Source organism: Streptomyces sp. NPDC085946 (genome assembly GCF_044540485.1).
In the GTDB taxonomy this organism is placed as follows: Bacteria; Actinomycetota; Actinomycetes; order Streptomycetales; family Streptomycetaceae; genus Streptomyces.
This window is the reverse complement of sequence record NZ_JBITSF010000011.1, coordinates 250,255-265,722: the sequence shown is the minus strand read 5'-3', so window position 1 is coordinate 265,722 and position 15,468 is coordinate 250,255. Positions and strand designations below refer to the sequence as shown.

Here is a 15,468-nt window from a genome sequence, read left to right as displayed (position 1 = left end):
CCCGGAGGACCGGGCGGCCATTCCTTCCGAGCCACAAACGGCAGACCACCATCAGCCACACCCGGTCCTCCCGGACCGCCTCACATTCTTAGGGACCACCATGGCCGTAGACCTGCGAGGCCGTTCCCGCCTCGGCGAACCCGGCTTCACCGCCGAAGAGATCCACCACCTCCTCGACCTCGCCCCGTCCTCAAGGCGGTCCGGCCTGCTGGCACCGAACAACCCCGCCCGACCGGCAGGCATCTCGCGCTGGTCTTCGAGGAGATCTCGGCCATGGCGGTCGGCACCCTGGCCGTCTTCGCCGGTGCCCGTCACCTCACCGACACCGCGACCGCCGCCGCCATGGCCTCCACCACGTTCGTCCTCTCCCAGCTCTGCAACGCCCCGGCGGTGCGACACGAGGACGGCCCCGTCCTCGGCCGTCACCAGTTGCACAACCGCGCCCTGTGGATCTGCCTCGCCACCGCCTCCACCGTGACACTGACCGAGCCCCTCTGTCGTGCCGCCCGGATCCGGCTCGCACCCTCCCGTCCCGTCTGACCTGGCCCGGCCGGCCACCACAGCTGTACACGTCGGCGGCGAAGGGGAGGAGTTCCGTTCCACCGGCCGGTCGACGCACTGGACGTCCACGGACATCCCGGCCCCCGGGGCCCCCGCATCACGTGCTGTGGAGGCGGACGAGACCTTCGGCCAAGGCGAGACCCGGCCCGCGCCGCCGTACGGGTCGCTCCGTCATGCAGGTCCAGTGGTTCCGCCCGTCGCCCGCCCGGGTGCCGCACGGGCTCGTGGCCCGGCCATGGCAGGAAGCACCGGCAACGCCCTTCGACGCCGTGGCGCTCGTCACCGCCTTCGGACCGATCTTCCTTGCCGAACTCCCGACAGGAGGGTGTTCGCCTCGCTGGTCATGGGACCCGGGCACGACCGGTGTGCGTGGTTCGGCACCCCCACCGCGCTCATCGTGCGCGTGACCGTCGCCGTGGGTGCCGGCGGGCGGCTCAGCCTGCTGCCGCCGGTGTTCACAGCCGCTTGCTCGCCACCTCGTCCTCGTCCGGGTCCGGCCCCGCCCCGCTCGCCCGTGCCCGGTGCAGCCGCAGCAGGTCCAGGCGGGAGATGACGGGGGACGCGGTCACCCCGTGCAGGACGACCGACGCCAGCACGGTGAGGGTGACCACCGCCCACAGCTCCCCGGCCGGGACGCCGAAGCCGTGGGAGCCGAGCGCGTAGGCCAGGTAGAACAGAGAGCCGATGCCCCGGATCCCGAAGAAGGCGATCACGGCCCGCTCCCGGGGACCGGCCGCCGTCCTGAACTGGGCGACCCATCCCGTCAGGGGCCGGACCACGAACAGCAGCAGCAGACCGACCACCGCGCCCTGCCAGGTCAGGGACGCCAGGCCGCCTTGGGCGACGAACACGCCGAGCAGGAACAGCAGCACGGCGGTCAGCAGCCGCTCCACCTGCTCCACGAAGTCGTGCAGCACCATGTGATAGCCGTGCGCGCGCTCCGCCGAACGGATCCGGCACGCGGTCACGAACACGGCCACGAACCCGTAGCCGTGCATCAGCTCGGTCACCCCGTAGGCGAGGAACGTGGCGCCGATGGCGACGAAGCCCTCCCGGTGCTCGGACAGCCGCATCACCCGCCACCCCGCCCGGAAGAACAGCCAGCCGAGCAGCGCGCCGACCGCGAGGCCCGCGAGCACACCCACCGCACACCGGTAGACCACGTCCAGCAGTACCCAGTGGGCGATCCCGCCGGCGCTCCATCCCCCGCTCGCGGCGGCGGCGGCGAGCGCGCCGGCGCCCAGGACGAACGGAAGGGCCAGGCCGTCGTTCAACCCGGCCTCGCTGGTCAGGGTGAAACGCACTTCGTCCTCGTCGTGCTCGGAGTCGGTGGGCGCGCCCACCCGCACCTCCGAGGCGAGCACCGGGTCGGTCGGAGCGAGCACGGCGGCCAGCAGCAGTGCGGCGGCCGGCGGCCAGCCGAGCACCCACCAGGCGAGGAGACCCATCGCCGCGATGCTCAGCGGCATGGTGACGCCCAGCTGCCGCCAGGTGCCCTGCCAGTGGCGGCGGCCGAACGGCCGGTTCAGGGCGAGCCCGGCACCCATGAGCGAGACGATCACACAGATCTCGGTGACGTGCTCCACCCACACCCGGTCGGACACCGGATCGATCTCGGGCAGCGGCACGGAAAGCAGTTGGAGAGCCATCCCGCACACGAGGAACACCAGCGGCATGGACAGTGGTCTGCGGGCCACCAGACGGGGCAGTACGGCCGCGCCCAGGGCGCCGACTCCGAGCAGGGTGAAGAGGAAATCAGGGGAGGTCACCGGTGACGTGTGCCCGAAGTCGGCCGACCGCACCCTCCCCGCCCGCCGAAACATCGTCCCGGCAGGAGCCCACCCGGACAGCACCGTGGGGCGCTCCGCCGACCGCCGCACCGTCCCGGTGCCCGCCGTCGGCCCCGTCCTTGACTCCGTCTCCCGGCCGACTCCACCTCCTCGCCGACCTGCCGTCCCGGCCGCGGTCTGGCCGACGGGCATCGGGCCGGTCGGCGTTCCCGTGACCTGGCGCCCGGCGCCGCGCAGAGCGAGCACGCCGTGATCCCCGGTCGGGCGGCGTATGCGTCATGGTCGTAGCCGCGTTCGCCCCGCACGGTCCGTACGGCCTGGAGGAGCGGTGGTCAGGTGGCGTTCACCGGGCTCACCGGTCCTGTCCGGTGCACCGGGACGGCCCGGGTGACGGTGTCGAACGGAGCCGGGCCCTGCCCGCCTTCAGTTCCTCGGCGATTGTGTCCGTCCGCTTCTCGACGGCGTCCCAGTCGCGGTAGTCGCCGAACCGGCCCCCACCGGACGCAGGAGCAGGCGTCCGGTCGTCACCAGCTGGTTCCGGGTGATGACACCGGAGAACAGACGGTGGCCGCGGAAGGCCGGCTCTGCGGGCAGGCCGCGCTCGACCACCTGTACCTCTTTGCCGGTGAGGCGCCGCCACGGCCCGCGCAGCGCCGAGGGCATCCCGACGCTGAACGACGCTGAAGATCCACACAGGTCGCGAGCCGAGCACGCGCAGGCTGTCCCGTACGAAGTCGTGCGCCGGTGGCAGCCGGCTCTGGCCGTGTACCGCGCTGCCGAGGACGAGTGCCCGGTAGGCGGCGGCATCGTCGGTCTCCGTCATGGGCCTGGCCCGCGCCGTCAGCCCCGCGCGGCGCAGGACGCAGGCCATGGTCTCCGCGATGGTGCGGGTGGAACCGTGTGCGGTCGCACATCCGACGAGGAGGTTCATGGCGTCACTTCCTTGCGGTGCGTTCCTCCGGAGGCCGGGCGTGCGTGCCGGAGCGTGCGGCGCCGCCTGTCCGCCGGGGCCCGCCGACGGGGTCGGGCCGCATCAGCGGACGGCCGGACGGCCGGTCGCAGGAGAGCCGTGCGTGACGGCGGTGTCCCGCCGGTATCCGCTCTCAGCGTCGCCAAGAAGGCCGCCCGGCCGCTGGGCCGGGGGGCATCGCAGGGGCCGAGTGGCCCCGACGAGCGACGGGCCACTCCGTCCCGCACGGCCGGCTGCCCGGTCCGGCCCACCGGCGTCGTCCCGGGCCACCGGGCCGGCGAACGGGGACGCGGTCGGCTTCCCCGGCCGGCCGCATCCGCGGTGCCGACGCGCGGGCGCTGCGCGGCGGACTCGTCATCGTGCCTCGCGGTCCTTCGGGCGGAAGGAGAACCGGCCGGCCCATGCGGATACCGCGACGGTGGCCGAAGCTGGTGGTGGGCGACAGCCCCGGCGAGCGCGGTGCCCGCCTCGGCCGCCGTCGACGTACGCCGCAAGGGCTCGGACCGGAGGAGGAACGGTCATGAAGGGTTACGTGTTCCACGGCCCTGGACAGGCCGCCTGGCAGGATGTCCCGGACCCCGGGATCAAGGACTCCACCGACGCCGTCGTGCGGGTCGACGCCGTCACCATCTGCGGGACGGACCTGCACATCCTCAAGGGTGACGTGCCGGAGGTGACGCCCGGCACGGTGCTGGGCCACGAAGCGGTCGGAGAGGTCGTGGAGACCGGCAGTGAGGTGCGCACGGTCCGTCCGGGCGACCGGGTCCTGGTCTCCTGCATCACCGCTTGCGGACGGTGCCGCTTCTGCCGGGAAGGCGTCTACGGCCAGTGCCAGGGCGGTGGCGGCTGGATCCTCGGCCACCGGATCGACGGCACGCAGGCGGAGTACGTGCGCGTGCCGTACGCCGACCTGTCCGTGCATCCGCTGCCGGGCGCGCTGGAGAGCCGGGACGCCGTGCTGTTCGCCGACATCTTCCCGACCGCCTATGAGGTGGGCGTGATCAACGGGGGCGTACGGCCGGGTGACACGGTCGCCGTGGTCGGGGCCGGACCCATCGGACTCGCCGCGGTGCTCACCGCCCGGCTGTACTCGCCCGAGCGGATCATCGCCGTGGACCTCGCCGATTCCCGGCTCGAGGCCGCCAGGCGCCTGGGCGCCGACGCGGTCGTCGCCGTCCGGGAGGGACCCGAGCAACTCGTCGCGGACCTCACCGACGGCCTGGGGGCCGACGTGGTCATCGAGGCCGTCGGTGTTCCCGAGAGCTTCGAGATGTGCACGCGCATGGTGCGGCCCGGCGGCCGTGTGGCCAACGTCGGCGTCCACGGCCGGCCCGCGACCCTGCACCTGGAAGACCTGTGGATCAAGAACGTGACCATCACCACGGGACTGGTCGACACGTCGGCCACGCCCACCCTGCTCAGGATGGCGGCCTCCGGGCGCCTGACCACCGCACCGCTCGTCACGCACACCTTCTCGCTGAACCAGATGCAGGAGGCGTACGACGTCTTCGCCGGTGCCGCCGAGACCGGCGCCCTCAAGGTCGTGCTGGGCGAGGAGCGGCACGATGTGCTGGCGGTCCCCCCTGCCTGACGGAGTACTGCCCTCCGCCGCGGCGCACGGTGCCACACCGCCGGAGCGGGCACCTTCCGTGGCACGGAGGCTGTGCCGGTCCGCACCCGGCCCGCGCCCTTCCGCGGTCGTCCCGCCCCCCGCGGCAGTGGCCGGCCGGTGACGGCGCCGAGGACCGTCCGGCGTGAGGCGCGCGTCGTTGCACAGCGCAAGAGGCAGGACGGCTTCGCCCGAGTCCGCGGTGGCGCGCCCCGCCCGTCGGTCTCCCGCACGGCACCGTCGCTGCCGTGACCCTCCCCGGTCACCTGGGGCCGGAGCCGGGCCGCCCGCGAAACACGCACGGTCATCTCGTGGAGTCGGGGTGCCCGTCCTGCCGCTGCGCACGAGGGGGCCGGAAGTGCGGCGAGAAGGCCGCGAACACCGAGAGGAATTTCCGGGCGCCGGCGGGTGAGCGGAAGCCCTTCATGGCGCGTTCGCGCTGGCGGGTCGGCTGGCGAGAGTTCTCCGCCCGGTTGTTCAGGTGCTTGGACTGCCGGTGCTCGACCGAGCGCATCACCTCCCCACGCGCAGCGTCGTAGCTGCGCAACTTGTCGGTGACCAGCACCCGCGGCACCCGGCAGTGCCTCTTCAGCAGCTTGCGGGGGGAACCGCTTCGCCGCCTTGGCGTCGCGCCGGGACTGGACGAGGACGTCCAGTACGTTCCCGTCCTGGTCGACTGCCCGCCACAGGTACTGCCGCTCGCCGTTGATCTTCACGAACACCTCGTCCGAGTGCCACTTGACCCGGCCTGGGGCTTGGGACAGCGGGGCTGTGAGGGCGGGTGCGTTCTCGGTGGTGGTGACGGTTCTGGTCGTGGTGTGCCGTCGGGAACGGTGGCCGGAGGGTCAGCGCCAGGCCTGTCGTTCCCGGCTGCGTGGGTCGTCGACCTGGGTCCACCGGGCGTCGATGCGCATGGTGGCCCGGTGCTCGTCGTCGTACGGGTCCCAGCCGGGGTTGCCGGTTCTGGCGAACCGGACCCATGTCTCGTGCATACGGGCGGCGAGATCCGCGGGGGGCTGGTCGGGGCCGAGCAGGGCGGCGGGGCCGTGCAGCTGCGGAAGGTGCGCGACATCGAAGACGAACGGCAGCTCGACCGCGTGGGTGGCACCGAGCTGTCCGTCCAAGGCGTGCGAGCGCCAGGCGAACTCGTAGGCGTAGGTGGCGGATTCGGGGTGGGCGGCATGCGCGTCGGCCAAGGCCCAGCTGCCTGCGCCGAACAGTGCGTCGCCCATGATGGCGGAGCGCAGCTCGCCGAAGGACGCCTCGGGGCGTGTCTTGCGGTACGTCTCGACGAGTCGCGCCGGTTCCGGGTGCGAACGCGCCGCCGCATCGTCGACGTCACCGGCGGTCGAGGTGGCGTACATGCCCATGGGGGCCAGGTAGAGGTTTCCCTCCTCGGTGTTGGTCCCGATGAGCAGGTCGACGTCGGCGCTCAATCCAGCGGCCACGGATTCGGCGGGCTGCGTGTCGAGGACCAGGCTGAAGGGGCTGAGTCCGATCAGCGGATCGTGGTGCGACCCGGTCTGCAGGTCGATGCCCGCGAGCCCGGAGGCAGCCTCGACCAGGCGCTTGTCGGAGATCTCCGCGAAGGCGTCGACATGAGGCTCGATGCCCAGGGCCTCGGCCGCTGCCTGGGTGACGCGGGCGGCCTGCTCGGTGGTGAACGCCCCCAGGCCGCTGCCGCTCTGGACGATCGCCCGGCGGAAGAGGCCGGCGGCTTCCGGGGCGGCGAGGACGCCGCCGACGATGGTGGCCCCGGCCGACTGGCCGAAGAGGGTGAGGTTGTGCGGGTCACCGCCGAAGGCGGCGACGTTCTCCCGCACCCAGCGCAGCGCGGCGACAACGTCGAGCAGGCCTCGGTTGGCGGGCGCGCCGGGGATGTCGAGGAACCCGGCGATGCCGAGCCGGTAGTTGAGGGTGACGAGGACGACGCCGTCGCGGGCAAAGGCGGAGCCGTCGTACAGCGCGGACCGCGTCGATCCGGCGACGAATCCGCCACCGTGGACGAACACCATGACGGGCAGGTCGCCGTTCGCGTCGGCGGGCGTCCAGACGTTGGCGGTGAGGTAGTCCTCGCCGCGGCTCCAACCGGTGCCGAAGTAGGGGGACATGTCGACGCTGCCGAGCTTGCGCTCGGACTGCGGCGCGGTGGGGCCCGGCACGGTGGCGTCCCGTACGCCGTCCCACGGCTCGTGCGGCCGGGGCGGCGCGAACCGGCCGGCGCCGCGGGGCGGGGCGGCGTAGGGGATGTCGAGGAAAACGGCTGTGTCGCCCTGGCGCAGGCCGCGGACGGCTCCCTGCGCCGTGGTCACGACGGGTTCGGGGTGATGGCTCATGTCTGGTGTCTTTCCGCAGGACTCAGGCCTGCTCGCGGTACGGGGCGAAGGGAGCCCAGCCCTTGATGGCGAACTTGTCTCCCTCGCGTGTCACTTCGGCGGCGCCGTGGCCGCCCAGATGCGCGGGGATCACGAGTGCGTTGTTGTCGGCCGCCCAGCCCAGCACCTTGCGGCGGGTGGCGCGGGCGCCCGCGGGGTCCTCGCAGAAGCAGCTGTTGGAGTCGGGTTCGAGGATCTGCACGGGGCTGTGCAGCATGTCGCCGACGAATACCGCGCGGTCCGTCCCGGAGGTGAGGGTCAGTACCGAGGAACCGGGGGTGTGTCCGGGAGCCGGGTCGAGGCGGAGGTCGGCGTCGATCCGGTGGCTGTTTTCCCACAGCAGCGTCTGGCCGGCCTGGTGCACCGGGGCCACGCTGTCCTCGAAGACATTCTGGTTGCCGCGGCCGAGCAGTGGTTTGTGGTCGTTCTCGGGATTCCAGAAGTCGAAGTCGTCTTTCGGTATGAGATAGGTGGCGTTGGGAAAAGTGGGTACCCACTGCCGGCCGTTCAGGTATGTGTTCCAGCCGACGTGATCGACGTGGAGATGTGTGTTGATCACGATGTCCACGTCCTCGGGCTCGACGCCGGCGTGCGCGAGATCGGCCAGGAAGTCTGTTTCGAGACGGTTCCAGACCGGGGCGTACGGGCGGTCCTTGTGGTTGCCCACGCCGGTGTCGACGAGGATGGTCTTGCCTCCGCTGCGCAGCAGCCAGGTCTGGATCGCGGAATTGACGATATTGGTATCGGAATCGAGGAAATGCGGGGTCAGCCAGGAGGCGCCACTGTTCCACACTTCCTTCGGACTTCCGGGGAAGAAGGTGTCGGGCGTCATCTCGACGGGGCCGAAGTACTCCCATACCCGTGTGACGGTGATGTTGCCGAGCGTGATCTGTTCCATGGGGCGTCCTTGGATGCGCAGGCTTTCCCGGGACCGTACGAGCGGCCCCGGCGCGCGCGGTATCCGTCACGTGACTGCACCTGTGCGCATGGCCCGGGCACTGAGCCCGGCCGCTTGTAGCCTGGACGGGCCGGGGCAAGGCGACTCCGATCGAAAGCCGCGATTCCGGGAGACTGACGTGGACGGGCACACAGGCGACCGCGGTGCGGTCATGGGACCGGAGCCGGATCCAGGGGAGCCGGATCCGGGGGAGCCGGATCCGGGGGAGCTGATCGTCGGCCGGGACGCGGAACGGGCACGCCTCACTCGTGCGGTGGACTCGGTGTCGGCCGACAAGGTACTGATGCTGGTTGGCGATGTGGGCACCGGGAAGAGCACACTGCTGGAGCACGCGGCGCGCCGGGCCGAAGCCCGCGGTGCCCGGGTACTGCGTGCAGAGGGAAGCGAGTCGGAGTCGGGCCTGGCGTTCTCCGGACTGCATCAGTTGCTGCGGCCGGTGCTGACCGAGGCGGACGGGCTGCCGGAAAGGCAGCGCGCTGCGATGCAGGACGCCTTCGGTACGGGGCCGGCCACGTCGGGACCCGATCCCATGCTGGTGGGGGTCGCCGTCCTGAGCCTGTTGTCGGGCCTGGGCGACCACCATCGGGTGCTCGTGGTGCTGGACGACGCGCAGTGGCTCGACCGTGCTTCCCTGGACGCGCTGTCCTTCGCCGCCAGACGGTTGGAAGGTGAACCGGTCACGATGCTGATCGGGGCCCGTGACGGCGATCACCTTCCGGGATTCGGCCGTCATGTGCCGACGCTCGTCCTGGGACCGCTCGACAACGCTGCGGCCGATCAGCTGCTGGACCTGCAGCCGAAGAGCCCCACCGGGCACACCAGGTCGCGGATCCTCGACCAGGCAGGCGGCAACCCGCTGGCACTGGTGGAACTGACGAGGACAGCCTCGGCACAGAAGACAGCCGCGGGGCTGCCGTCCGCAGGTCCGCTTCCGCTCACCGATCACCTGGAGCGGATCTTCGCCGCCCGCCTGAACAGTCTCCCCGCCTCCACCACGCGGGCTCTGCTGCTCCTGGCCGCCATGGACAGCGCCGACCGCGCGATCGCCGTCTCGGCGGGGCTGCCGCGCGCCGAGGACGCGGCCTGGCTGCCGGCCGGGCAGGCCGGGCTGGTCCGGCGGACCGGCCGGCATGTCCGGTTCCGCCACCCACTGGTCCGCTCCGCCGTGTATCACGCCGCGTCCTCAGGAGCCCAGCGCGAGGCGCACCTCGCGCTCGCCGAGATGCTGCGTGACGAGCCGGACCGGCGTGCCTGGCATCTTGCCGCCGCCTGCCCGCACCCGGACGCGGCTGTGTCGGCGGAGCTGGAACGGACCGCCGGCCGGGCCCGCCGCCGCGGCGGCCATGCAGCGGCGGCCCAGGCCCTGCAGCGCGCCGCGGAACTCGCACCGCGGCGCGAGGACAGTGCCCGGCTGCTGGTCGAAGCCGCCGCGGCGGCCGTGTTCACCGGAGACATCGCCTGGGTCGAGGAACTGACCGCCGCGGCACGCGCGCGGACGGATGACCGGTCGCTGCTGGCGTCCGCCGCCGTGCAGGCCGGACGGCTGGCGGTCCTGACCGTGCGCCACAGCGTGGTCTTCTCCCGACTGGCCGACGCGGCCGCGAAGTGGGCGCTCTCCCAGCCCACGGCCGGGCTGGACCTCGTGGCCGGCGCCGCCGTGGTCCGCTTCTACTCCGGAGAGGACACCCAGCGCCACCGCATCCAGGACGTCCTGCGGCGCCTTCCCGGGAACGCCTCACACACAGGCTTGCGCACCTGGGTGAGGGCCGTGTCGGACCCCTTCGCCAACCGGACCCACCTCCTCTCCGTGCTACCGCAGTTGGTCGCCGAGGCGGAAGACCGGCCGGAGCGGCTCACCGCCGTCGGGATCATGGCATGGCTCCTGGACGAGACCGCGCAGGCCGTCCGCGTCTTCGACGAGGCCTTCGACCGCTGGCAGGTGCAGGGAGCGCTGCCCGAGGGGCTGGGTGGCGCGGTCGCCTGGGCCTATGTGGAGCGAGGACGGTGGGAACAGGCCCGTGAGGCCTGCGCCCGCACCATCGAGGTCGGCCGGGCGGCCGGCCTCGACCACGCCGTGGCCTGTGCGGCCACCGTGGAGGCCACCCTGTCGGCCTTCCAGGGCGATGCCTCCTCGGCCCGAACCCGGGCCGAGGAAGCGCTCGCTCTGATCGATCCGCTGGAAAGCCGCTCGGTCGCCGTCTACGCCCGTCGTGCGCTCGGTGCCGCGGCAGCCGCAGAAGGCGCCTACGAGAGCGCGTACGGCCGACTCCGCGCGGTCTTCACGGCAGACGGCACACCCGTGCACTACCACGCCTCCTACCCGGCCCTCGCGGATCTGGCGGCCGCCGCTGTGCGCTGCGGCCGCCGCGAGGAGGCTGCCCTGGTCGTCGAGCGCTCGGCAACTGCGCTGGCGGACAACGCTTCACCCCGTCTGCGTGCGCTGATCAGCCGAGCCCGTGGCCTTCTGGCGGACCCTGAGGACGCCGAAGCGCACTTCCGGGCGGCTCTGGCGGATCCGGTACTGGAGTACTGGCCCTTCGAACGCGCGCAAACCCTGCTCGACCTCGCCGAGTGGCTGCGGCGCCGCCGGCGTATCGCAGAGGCGCGTGGGCCGCTCACCGAAGCCCTGGAGACCTTCCGTCGCCTGAGCGCGCGCCCGTGGATCGAGCGTGCCCGGGCCGAATCGCGCGCCGCCGGCCTCGACGTCACGGATGCGGCCCCCGACGCGCTCGCCGGGCTTTCCCCGCAACAGCAGCAGATCGTCCGGCTCGCCGCCCGCGGGCTGACCAACCGGGAGATCGGCGAGAAGCTCTTCCTCTCCCCGCGCACGGTCAGCTCGCACCTCTACCGCAGCTTCCCCAAGCTGGGCATCACCGCCCGTTCCCAGCTGCGCGACCTCATCGAGGGGACCCTCGCGACGATGGCCCACCAGGAGTAGGGACACGCTGGCCGTGGAAGCAGTCACTTGACTGCATACCGCGCGTCATCCCGCCGAACCGGACCGGCCACGAGGGGGAGGCGGCAAGCAACCCGCAAGGTGGCCCTTTCGCCCTGGTAAACGGCACCAGAAAGCCCTCTGCCCCACCACTGGACCTACGATTCCTTCTCCGGCACCGGGGACTTCAAAGGGCACCGGCTGCGACCCCTGCTCGCTGTGTGTGTTCGCCTCCAAGCACATCGCCCCCACAGGTCAGCTACGACGGGCCTCCGTCCAGGGTGTGCCGGTCGAAGGTGCGGCACACGGTGGCGGAGGCGGGCAGGGCGACGGGGCGGGGGTCGATGCCTCGGGCGTGGTCGGTGGCCAGGCGGCCGGCGCGGCCGCCGAGAAGGCGGCGCCGGGTGATCACACCACCACACCGCACGTTCGAGAAGGACGCCCCGGACTGGTACGAGGAGATACACGAACGACAGCGCAAAGCCCACTCCTCACGCCGCATCCGGATCGAACACGGTATCGCCCACCTGAAGAACCGGTGGACCCTGGCCCGCTGCCTCGGCCGCCGCGAGCACACGAGCGACATCGTCCAGGCCGTCGCCGGACTGCTGTCCCACCAACAGACCGCGGACCTGACATCGGCACGGCAGATGTGAACATCGAGCCCCGCTGACGTCCTCGACACCTCACCGCCTACCGTGCACGAACTCGTCAGGAACGAGTTGCGGGTGCCCCGCCGTGAAAAGGGAGGTCACGCAAGTAATGGATCATCCCATCCCGCTCTCCGGGTAACGTCAGGGTATGAGTCATCCGCATCCCGAGTTGAAAGCCGCCCCGCCCCTTCCTGAGGGAGGGCTGCGGGTCATCCCCCTGGGCGGCCTGGGGGAGATCGGCCGCAACATGACCGTCTTCGAGCACGCCGGCAAGTTGCTCATCGTCGACTGCGGCGTGCTGTTCCCCGAGGAGACCCAGCCCGGCGTGGACGTGATCCTGCCGGACTTCACCTCGATCCGGGACCGGCTGGACGACATCGTGGCCGTGGTACTCACCCACGGCCACGAGGACCACATCGGCGGCGTGCCGTACCTGCTGCGTGAGCGGTCCGACATTCCCGTCGTCGGCTCCAAGCTGACGCTGGCGTTCTTGGAGGCCAAGCTCAAGGAACACGGCATCCGGCCGCGCACGGTGCGGGTGCGGGAGGGCGACCGCCGCGGCTTCGGACCCTTCGACTGCGAGTTCGTGGCGGTCAACCACTCCATCCCGGACAGCCTCGCGGTCGCGATCCGCACCGGCGCCGGGATGGTGCTGCACACCGGTGACTTCAAGATGGACCAGTTCCCGCTCGACGACCGCATCACCGACCTGCGCGCCTTCGCCCGCCTCGGCGAGGAGGGCGTGGACCTGTTCCTCACCGACTCCACCAACGCCGAAGTCCCCGGTTTCACCACCTCCGAGCGTGAGCTGAACCCGGCGATCGAGCAGGTGATGCGCACCGCGCCGCGCCGGGTCATCGTCTCCAGCTTCGCCAGCCATGTGCACCGCATCCAGCAGATCCTGGACGCCGCCCACCAATACGGCCGCAAGGTGGCCTTCGTCGGCCGGTCGATGGTCCGTAACATGGGCATCGCCCGTGACCTGGGCTATCTGAAGGTTCCCTCCGGTCTGGTCGTGACCACGAAGGAGCTGGAAAAGCTTCCGGACCACAAGATCGCTCTGGTGTGCACCGGCTCCCAGGGCGAACCGATGGCTGCGCTGTCACGGATGGCCAACCGTGACCACATGATCCGTATCGGCAAGGGCGACACCGTCCTGCTCGCCAGCTCCCTCATCCCCGGCAACGAGAACGCCATCTACCGGGTGATCAACGGACTCACTCGGTGGGGCGCCCACGTGGTCCACAAGGGCAACGCCAAGGTGCACGTTTCCGGGCACGCCAGCGCCGGCGAACTCGTCTACTGTTACAACATCGTCAAACCCCGGAACGTCATGCCCGTGCACGGCGAATGGCGCCACCTGCGGGCCAATGGTGACCTCGCCGTCCGTACCGGTGTCGACCCGGACCGGGTCGTCATCGCCGAGGACGGCGTCGTCGTCGACCTCGTCGACGGGCGCGCGTCCATCACCGGCAAGGTGCCCGCGGGCAACGTCTACGTGGACGGCATGGAAGTCGGCGGCGCCACCGAAGCGTCCCTCAAGGACCGCCTCACCCTCGCCGCCGAAGGCGTGGTCACGGTGGTGGCGATCGTCGACGCGGACACCGGCGCCCTCGCCGAGGCTCCCGACTTCCTGGCCCGCGGCTTCGTCCACGACGACACCACCTTCGAGCCGGTCATCCCCGTCATTGAGAAGACCCTGGCCACCGCGGCCGAGGAAGGCGTCGGGGACGCGCGCCAACTCGAACAGCTCCTCGCCCGCGCCGTGGCGAACTGGGCGTTCCGCACCCACCGCCGCAAGCCCCTCATCATCCCCGTCATCATCGACGCCTGAGCCGGGACCGTGTCGGCCGGGTCCTCGCCGGGCTTCGGAAAGACCGGCACGATGATCCACGCAGCCTTCGTGCCGCCGGCGCGGTGGGGTCGCAGTGCCCGGCCGATGTCCTGCACGATCTCCACCGGAGAGCCGCGGGTGTCGGCGAAGCGGACGGCTGCCAAGCCCCCGCTCGCCGGTATGTCCACGCCCGCCCCCAGGACGCGGCAGCCGGCGAGGAACGCCCGGTACACCCGATGGCCGGCCGCGTCGATCCCGTCGGTGAACCGGCTCAGGACCTCGCGTCAGCGCGGCGGCTGCCACGGCGGGGACCCGGAGAGGATCTCCGTGCGCTCCGGATCGAGTCGGGCGAGCGCACCGGCCAGAACCTTCGGGGCCACGATCGCGTCGTACGGCTCCCACGCTCCAGATGCCGGACGAGGCCGACGAGCTGGTGCGTGATAGCGGATGATGCCATCAGTCAGGCAACACGCCTCGTCCGCTATCACGCACAGCTCGTTAGTGCTGGGCGTCGTTGTCGCTGCCGGAGTCGGGTACGTCGGTGGACAGCAGGTGTTCGGCGCCGCCTTCGAGGGCCTTGGCCGTCTCGGTGGAGCGGGGGAGCATGGTCTTCTCGTAGGTGCGGATCGCGTCGGCGACGGTGGCGGCGTTCGCGAGAGCGAGGGCGATTTCGCTGGCGTCGAGCATGGCGAGGTTGACGCCGACGCCGAGCGGGGGCATGAGGTGGGCGGCATCTCCGAGCAGGGTCACCGTCGGGTTGTGTTCCCAGGTGTGCGGGACCGGGAGGGCGAAGATCGGGCGGTTGACGTAGGGGCCGTCGTTCCCGGTGATCATCCGGCGCATGCGGGGCGACCAGTGGGCGTACTCGCCCAGGAGCAGGGCGCGGATGCCGTCGGTGTCCTCGGCCGTCAGGCCGCTCATGCTGATCCAGTCGACCGGGACGCGTCGGATGATGTAGACGCGGATGTGGTTCCCGCTGTTGCGCTGGGCGAACAGGCCGCGCTCGCCGTCGGCCGCGTGGGCGCTGCCCTGGCCGACCAGCTCGGCCAGGTCCGGGTGCCGGTTCTCCACGTCTGAGAACCACGCTTCCAGGAAGCTCACCCCGGTGTATTCGGGGACGGCGGGGGATACGGCCGGGCGTACCCGGGAGGAGGCGCCGTCGGCGCCGATGACCAGATCGGTCTGGACGGTCGTGCCGTCGGTGAAGTGCAATTGCCGCGGCCCGTCGTCGGGTCCACTGATCGTGTCGAGTGCACGGCCCCAGTGCACAGTTCCCGGTTGCAGGGAGTCGAGCAACAGGTTACGCAGCTGGCCACGGTCGATTTCCGGCTTGAAGAGTTCGTCGGGCGCCGGGACTTCATGGGACTTGATCGTGCCGGTCGGGTCCATCTGCCGCATTTCCTGCCCCTCGGGACGGGCGAGCTTGAAGAACTCGTCGAGCAGACCGGCTTCGCGCAGGGCGAGCTGACCGTTGTCGGCATGCAGGTCGAGGGTGCCGCCCTGGTCGCGCGCGGCGGGGCCCCGGTCGCGGTCGTAGACGGTGACCGCTATGCCGCGCTGCTGGAGGATGCGGGCGCAGGTCAGTCCGCCGGGGCCGGCACCGATGATGCTGATGCGCGCCCGGGCGGGTTCTGGGGAGTTCATGGTCGTCCTTTTCGGTCGGCGAAGTGGGGCGAGAGCAGGCCGGGAGTTGTCGACCTCGGCACCGACACCGGATGCGCCCTGAGAGGGCCTCTCAGATGAACAGGTCGGCGCGGTGCAGACGATGACCGGGCCGACGGGG

At 71.4% G+C, this 15,468-nt stretch carries 11 protein-coding genes and 1 pseudogene; 5 read left to right on the top strand and 7 right to left on the bottom strand.

Features of this window, described 5'->3' with window-relative positions; all coding sequences use genetic code 11:
- The first annotated feature begins 273 nt into the window (after positions 1–273).
- Complete coding sequence (locus tag ACIF8T_RS23325; RefSeq protein WP_400037983.1) at positions 274–540, top strand: cation transporting ATPase C-terminal domain-containing protein; 267 nt, start codon at positions 274–276, stop codon at positions 538–540.
- A 476-nt stretch (positions 541–1,016) separates the two neighbouring features.
- On the opposite strand, the gene ACIF8T_RS23320 is transcribed toward ACIF8T_RS23325, so the two are convergent.
- The gene (locus ACIF8T_RS23320; protein ID WP_400037981.1) at positions 1,017–2,330 is read right to left on the bottom strand and encodes a cation:proton antiporter; all 1,314 of its coding nucleotides are present in this window, start codon (positions 2,328–2,330) and stop codon (positions 1,017–1,019) included.
- 373 nt (positions 2,331–2,703) lie between these two features.
- Complete coding sequence (locus tag ACIF8T_RS23315; protein ID WP_400037979.1) at positions 2,704–3,282, bottom strand: flavodoxin domain-containing protein; 579 nt, start codon at positions 3,280–3,282, stop codon at positions 2,704–2,706.
- Positions 3,283–3,841: 559 nt separating this feature from the next.
- On the opposite strand from ACIF8T_RS23315, the gene ACIF8T_RS23310 reads away from it, so the two are divergent.
- Positions 3,842–4,912: a zinc-dependent alcohol dehydrogenase family protein gene (locus tag ACIF8T_RS23310; RefSeq protein ID WP_400037977.1), complete on the top strand. Its 1,071-nt coding sequence runs from the start codon at positions 3,842–3,844 to the stop codon at positions 4,910–4,912.
- A 361-nt stretch (positions 4,913–5,273) separates the two neighbouring features.
- Here the strand turns inward: ACIF8T_RS23310 and ACIF8T_RS23305 are convergent.
- From ACIF8T_RS23305 to ACIF8T_RS23295, 3 genes and pseudogenes are all read right to left on the bottom strand, one after another.
- Positions 5,274–5,683 (bottom strand): annotated as a pseudogene (locus ACIF8T_RS23305) (IS6 family transposase); the annotation flags it as partial.
- A 92-nt stretch (positions 5,684–5,775) separates the two neighbouring features.
- Positions 5,776–7,266 carry a carboxylesterase/lipase family protein gene (locus tag ACIF8T_RS23300; RefSeq protein WP_400037975.1) on the bottom strand — a complete coding sequence of 497 codons (1,491 nt, stop codon included), beginning with the start codon at positions 7,264–7,266 and terminating at the stop codon, positions 5,776–5,778.
- Positions 7,267–7,288: 22 nt separating this feature from the next.
- Positions 7,289–8,203 (bottom strand): MBL fold metallo-hydrolase, encoded by a 915-nt coding sequence (locus ACIF8T_RS23295; protein WP_400037973.1) that lies wholly within the window; start codon positions 8,201–8,203, stop codon positions 7,289–7,291.
- 178 nt (positions 8,204–8,381) lie between these two features.
- On the opposite strand from ACIF8T_RS23295, the gene ACIF8T_RS23290 reads away from it, so the two are divergent.
- Positions 8,382–11,201: an AAA family ATPase gene (locus ACIF8T_RS23290; RefSeq protein ID WP_400038007.1), complete on the top strand. Its 2,820-nt coding sequence runs from the start codon at positions 8,382–8,384 to the stop codon at positions 11,199–11,201.
- Between the two features lie 256 nt (positions 11,202–11,457).
- Here the strand turns inward: ACIF8T_RS23290 and ACIF8T_RS23285 are convergent, their stop codons facing one another.
- On the bottom strand, positions 11,458–11,610 hold the full coding sequence (locus ACIF8T_RS23285; RefSeq protein ID WP_400037971.1) for a hypothetical protein: 153 nt from the start codon (positions 11,608–11,610) through the stop codon (positions 11,458–11,460).
- On the opposite strand from ACIF8T_RS23285, the gene ACIF8T_RS23280 reads away from it, so the two are divergent.
- Together ACIF8T_RS23280 and ACIF8T_RS23275 are read left to right on the top strand one after the other, a co-directional pair.
- Positions 11,603–11,854, top strand: a complete 252-nt coding sequence (locus tag ACIF8T_RS23280) for a transposase (RefSeq protein ID WP_400037969.1) — start codon at positions 11,603–11,605, stop codon at positions 11,852–11,854. The two genes, ACIF8T_RS23285 and ACIF8T_RS23280, sit on opposite strands and share 8 nt — an antisense overlap.
- A 145-nt stretch (positions 11,855–11,999) precedes the next feature.
- A complete protein-coding gene (locus ACIF8T_RS23275; RefSeq protein ID WP_400037967.1) occupies positions 12,000–13,685 on the top strand; it encodes a ribonuclease J in 1,686 nt (561 codons plus the stop codon).
- Positions 13,686–14,183: 498 nt separating this feature from the next.
- Here ACIF8T_RS23275 and ACIF8T_RS23270 read toward each other — a convergent pair whose 3' ends face one another.
- Positions 14,184–15,329, bottom strand: a complete 1,146-nt coding sequence (locus ACIF8T_RS23270) for an FAD-dependent oxidoreductase (protein ID WP_400037965.1) — start codon at positions 15,327–15,329, stop codon at positions 14,184–14,186.
- Positions 15,330–15,468 lie beyond the last annotated feature (139 nt).

Excerpts from the sequence above, each read along its gene's own strand:
- ACIF8T_RS23325 (WP_400037983.1), top strand. The coding sequence starts at position 274 with ATGGCGGTCGGCACCCTGGCCGTCTTCGCCGGTGCCCGTCACCTCACC.
- ACIF8T_RS23315 (WP_400037979.1), bottom strand. The coding sequence starts at position 3,282 with ATGAACCTCCTCGTCGGATGTGCGACCGCACACGGTTCCACCCGCACC.
- ACIF8T_RS23310 (WP_400037977.1), top strand. The coding sequence starts at position 3,842 with ATGAAGGGTTACGTGTTCCACGGCCCTGGACAGGCCGCCTGGCAGGAT.
- ACIF8T_RS23300 (WP_400037975.1), bottom strand. The coding sequence starts at position 7,266 with ATGAGCCATCACCCCGAACCCGTCGTGACCACGGCGCAGGGAGCCGTC.
- ACIF8T_RS23295 (WP_400037973.1), bottom strand. The coding sequence starts at position 8,203 with ATGGAACAGATCACGCTCGGCAACATCACCGTCACACGGGTATGGGAG.
- ACIF8T_RS23275 (WP_400037967.1), top strand. The coding sequence starts at position 12,000 with ATGAGTCATCCGCATCCCGAGTTGAAAGCCGCCCCGCCCCTTCCTGAG.
- ACIF8T_RS23270 (WP_400037965.1), bottom strand. The coding sequence starts at position 15,329 with ATGAACTCCCCAGAACCCGCCCGGGCGCGCATCAGCATCATCGGTGCC.